Here is a 4,457-nt window from a genome sequence, read left to right on the forward strand (position 1 = left end):
GGCGCGGCCCGCCGAGCGCGGCGACACCGAGCAGGTCCGCCGGATCGGGTCGGCGCTGCTGACCTGGGTCGTGCTGGCGATGGTGCCGCTGTCGGCGCTGCTGGCGCTGACCGCGCGGCCCGTGATGGAGCTGCTGGTCGGCGGCACCGGGGACGGCTGCGTGCGGTCCGACATCGTGCGGGTCGGCGGGGACATGCTCGCGATCATGGCCCCGCAGATGGTGATGTACGGGATCGCGGTGGTGCTGTACGGGCTGCTGCAGTCGCACCGGCGGTTCGTCGCGCCCGCGCTCGCCCCGCTGGTCTCCAGCGTCGTCGTGATCGTCGTCTACGTCGTCTTCGCGCCGCTGGCCCGCGGGTACCAGAACGACCTGGCGGGCCTGCCGCTGTCGGCCGAGCTGGTGCTCGCGATCGGGACGGCGATGGGCGGCGTGGCGATGGCCGCGACCGCCGGGGTCGCCGCGTGGCGGCTGAAGCTCGGGCTGCGTCCTTCACTGCGGTTCCCCGAGGGGGTGGCGCGGCGCGTCCTGCGGCTGGCGGCGGCCGGCCTCGCGACGGTCGCGGCGCAGCAGGTGTCGGCGCTGCTGGTCGTCCGGCTGAGCTACGAGGGGACGCGCGGCGCGCTGAACCTGTACCAGTACACCTGGGCGATCTTCCTGCTGCCGTGGGCGATCCTGGCGGTGCCGATCGCGACCAGCGCGTTCCCGATGCTGTCGGCGCGGACCGACGAGGAGCACCGCGCGGAGTTCGACAGGATCACGGCGCGGACGACCCGCGCGGTGATCCTGGTGTCGTGCGCGGGCGCGGCGGTGCTGGCGGCCGTGGCGCTGCCGGCGTCGGCGGTGTTCACCTGGAAGGTCGCCGGGACCGACCCGCAGCAGCGGATCGTGATGGCGCGGGCGGTGCTGGCGTTCGCACCGGGGCTGCTCGGATACGGCCTGGTCGCGCATCTCGGCCGTGTCCTGTACGCCTGCCACCGGGGCCGGATGGGCGCGATCGCGACCGTGACGGGCTGGCTGGTCGTGATGGTCGCCGATGTGGTGCTGGTCGCCACGGTCGACCGGGCGTGGGTGGTGGCGGCGCTCGGCCTGGGCAACACGGTCGGGATGACGGTCGCGGGCGTCCTGCTGCTGGGGACGCTCATGCGCGCGCGGGGGGCCGGGGCGCTGGAGGGCATGCCGCGCGCGCTGCTGTCCGGGCTCGCCGGGGCGGTCGCGGGCGGGGCGGCCGGGTACGCGCTGTCGTCGTGGTTCGGCACGGGCCACCGGCTGCTGGACGTGGGCGTCGGCGTGCTGTCGGCGGCGGTCGCGGCGCTGGTGTTCGTGGCGGTGGTGTTCGTGATCGACGGCCGCGACCTGCGGGCCGTCCTGACGCGGAAGGTCATGCGTAATGGGGGCTGAGCGAGACGGCCTGGCCGGGATCCGGGTGGCGCTGGTGCTCGGGACGAGCGCGGGCGGCGTCGGACGGCACGTCCGGTCGGTGGCGGCGGGCCTGGTGGAGCGCGGGGCGCGGGTCGCGGTGTTCGGCCCGGCCGCCACCGAGGAGCTGTTCGGGTTCACCGGTGTCGGCGCGCGGTTCGCCGAGGTGGACCTTGCCGACCGGCCGCGTCCGGTCAGCGACGCCCGTGCGGTGGCGCGGCTGCGGGGGCTGCTGCGGGACGCGGACGTCGTGCACGCGCACGGCCTGCGGGCGGGTGCGCTCGCGGTCGCCTCGTGCGCGCGCGTCACGCCGGGCCCGCTGCACATGGGACGTGGGCCGGTACCTGTGGTGGTGACGCTGCACAACGCCGTCATCGCCGGGGGACGCACTGCCGCGATCTACGGCGCGCTTGAACGGGTCGTCGCGCGCGGGGCCGCCGCCGTCCTCGGGGTGTCTCCCGATCTGGAGGAGCGGATGCGGGAGCTGGGGGCGCGCCGGGTGGGGCACGCGCTGGTCCCCGCGCCCGCGCACGGACCCGTGCCCGGGCCGGAGGTGCGCGGACGGGTCCGTGCCGAACTGGGCGTGGGGGAGCGCCCCCTGCTGGTGACGGTGGCCCGGCTCGCCGAGCAGAAGGGCCTGCCCGCGCTGCTCGACGCGTCCGCCGGATGGGGCCGCCGCACGCCGCCGCCGCTCGTCGCGATCGCCGGGGACGGCCCGCTGGAAGAGCGGCTGCGCGCCCGGATCGAGGACGAGGACCTGCCCGTCCGGCTGCTCGGCCGCCGCGCGGACGTGCCCGCGCTGCTCGCCGCCGCCGACGTGGCCGTGCTGCCGAGCCTGTGGGAGGGGCAGCCGCTGGTCGTCCAGGAGATCCTGCGGGCCGGGCGGCCGCTGGTCGCGACCCGCGTGGGCGGCGTTCCGGGGATGGTCGGCGAGGACGGGGAGGCGGCCCTGCTCGTCCCGGCGCAGGACCCGGAGGCCCTGGAGAAGGCGGTGAGCCGGGTGCTGGACGATCCGGCGCTCGCCGTCCGGCTGGGGGCGGCGGCGGCCCAGCGCGCGACCGCGCTGCCGACCGAGGAGGACGCCGTGAGCCGGCTGACCGGGCTGTACCGGGAGCTGGTCCTGCCGTAGCCCGGCGGGCCGGTTCCGCCGTCGCCCGGCGGGACGGGTGGTGCGCGGCTGGCGTGCGAAGGCCGGCGGCGCCGAGATTCTTGGCCCCCGCCTGCGGGAATGCGGCGTCCGTGTTGTACCGTTAAGCCCAAGGTGGAGGGGAGTATCCCTGCGCGCGGTTCCCGTCAGTACGGGCGGTCCACACCGTCCCGGGTTCCGCGGTCCGGCGCCTCGCGCGCCCGGCGGGAGAGACCTCCGGCAGTCTCGCATGCCGGAGGACCCGAAAAATGCACGTGACACCCACGGTCTGGGCACTCACACTGATCGGCCTGGTCGCGATCATCGCGGTCGACCTCTTCGTCATCAACCGCGACGAGAGCAAAGAGTTCACGACGCGCCGGGCCGCGTTCTGGTCGTGCGTCTACATCGGGATCGCGGCCCTGTTCGGCGTCGGGGTCTGGATCTTCTCCGGCGGCACCTACGCGGCGCAGTACTTCGGCGGTTTCGTCACCGAGAAGAGCCTGAGCGTCGACAACCTCTTCGTCTTCATGGTGATCCTTGCCAGGTTCGCCGTGCCCCGGCACGCCCAGCACACCGTCCTGATGGCCGGCATCGTCATCGCGCTGGTGCTGCGCGGCATCTTCATCGCGGTCGGCGCGGCCGCCATCGCCCAGTTCACCTGGGTCTTCTTCATCTTCGGCGGGTTCCTGATCTGGACCGCGTGGGGCCTGGCCCGGGAGAAGGACGAGGAGGCCGAGTTCAAGGAGAACGCGCTCCTGCGCTGGGTCCGCAAGGTCCTTCCCGTCCGGCAGGACTACGCCGGCAACAAGATGCTGGTGCGCAGCGGCGGCCGGTGGGTCGTCACCCCGCTGATGATCGTGATGGTCGCCATCGGCAGCACCGACGTGCTGTTCGCGCTCGACTCCATCCCCGCGATCTTCGGCCTGACCACCGAGCCGTACCTGGTCTTCACCGCCAACGCCTTCGCCCTCATGGGCCTGGTCCAGCTCTACTTCCTGCTGGAGGGCCTGGCCGCCCGGCTGGTCTACCTCGGCAAGGGGCTGGCGTTCATCCTCGGGTTCATCGGGGTGAAGCTGGTGCTCCACGCGATGCACGAGTACGGCCTGGACTGGGCCCCCGAGATCCCGATCTGGCTGTCCCTGTCGGTGATCGTGGGAACGCTGGCCGCCGTCACCGCGGCCAGCCTGCTCACCGAGCGGCGGCGGGCCGCGCGGGACGCGGTGGAGTCCGGCAGGCGGTGAGAGTAGGGTCACAGCCGCGGAAGAACAGAACTCCGTTCTAGAATCGGAGTCGACCCAGCGGTCTGAGAGAAGGTGACGCATGGCCATCGGGCTGACCGAGGAGCATGAGGCCCTCGCCGAGTCGGTGCGCGGTTTCGTCGAGCGCTACGTCCCCGAACCCGTCGTACGCGCGGCCCTGGAGGCCGAGGCGGAGGCGCGGCCGGAGTTCTGGCCGGCCCTGGCCGAGCAGGGCCTGCTCGGCCTGCACCTGCCCGAGGAGCACGGCGGGCAGGGCTACGGCCTGCTGGAACTGGCGGTGGTGCTGGAGGAACTCGGCCGCGCCGCCGCGCCCGGCCCGTTCCTGCCGACCGTCCTCGCGAGCTCGGTGATCGCCGCGTCCGGCAACGCCAAGGTCCGCGCCGAGCTGCTGCCCGGGCTGGCCGACGGCTCGGTCACCGCGGCCGTCGCGCTCGGCGGCGGCCTGACCGCCGTCCGCGACGGCGAGACGCTGCGGGTCACCGGCGCCGCCGAGACGGTGCTCGGCGCGGCCCTCGCCGACGTCATCGTGCTGCCCGCCGGGGACGAGTGGGTCGCGGCGCCGACGCGCAGCGCGTGGTCGTACACGTCCTGGTAGTAGGGCACCAGGGGTGGCCCGACGATCCGCAGGTCGCGGCGGAGCAGCGTGTTGAGG

The 4,457-nt window shown here is 74.2% G+C and carries 4 protein-coding genes; all 4 read left to right on the forward strand.

Annotated features, from left to right (window positions below):
• Window positions 1–1,399 (forward strand): lipid II flippase MurJ (locus AB0J52_RS29020; protein ID WP_500185689.1); only part of this gene is annotated, 1,399 nt, incomplete at its 5' end.
• Window positions 1,389–2,546: a glycosyltransferase family 4 protein gene (locus AB0J52_RS29025; protein WP_500185690.1), complete on the forward strand. Its 1,158-nt coding sequence runs from the start codon at window positions 1,389–1,391 to the stop codon at window positions 2,544–2,546. The genes AB0J52_RS29020 and AB0J52_RS29025, both read left to right, overlap by 11 nt.
• Before the next feature lie 266 nt (window positions 2,547–2,812).
• Window positions 2,813–3,787 carry a TerC family protein gene (locus AB0J52_RS29030; RefSeq protein WP_500185691.1) on the forward strand — a complete coding sequence of 325 codons (975 nt, stop codon included), beginning with the start codon at window positions 2,813–2,815 and terminating at the stop codon, window positions 3,785–3,787.
• A 79-nt stretch (window positions 3,788–3,866) separates the two neighbouring features.
• Window positions 3,867–4,400 (forward strand): acyl-CoA dehydrogenase family protein, encoded by a 534-nt coding sequence (locus tag AB0J52_RS29035; protein WP_500185692.1) that lies wholly within the window; start codon window positions 3,867–3,869, stop codon window positions 4,398–4,400.
• Window positions 4,401–4,457: the final 57 nt, after the last annotated feature.

The sequence above is a fragment of the Spirillospora sp. NPDC049652 genome (genome assembly GCF_040675125.1).
Classification (GTDB): Bacteria; Actinomycetota; Actinomycetes; order Streptosporangiales; family Streptosporangiaceae; genus Spirillospora.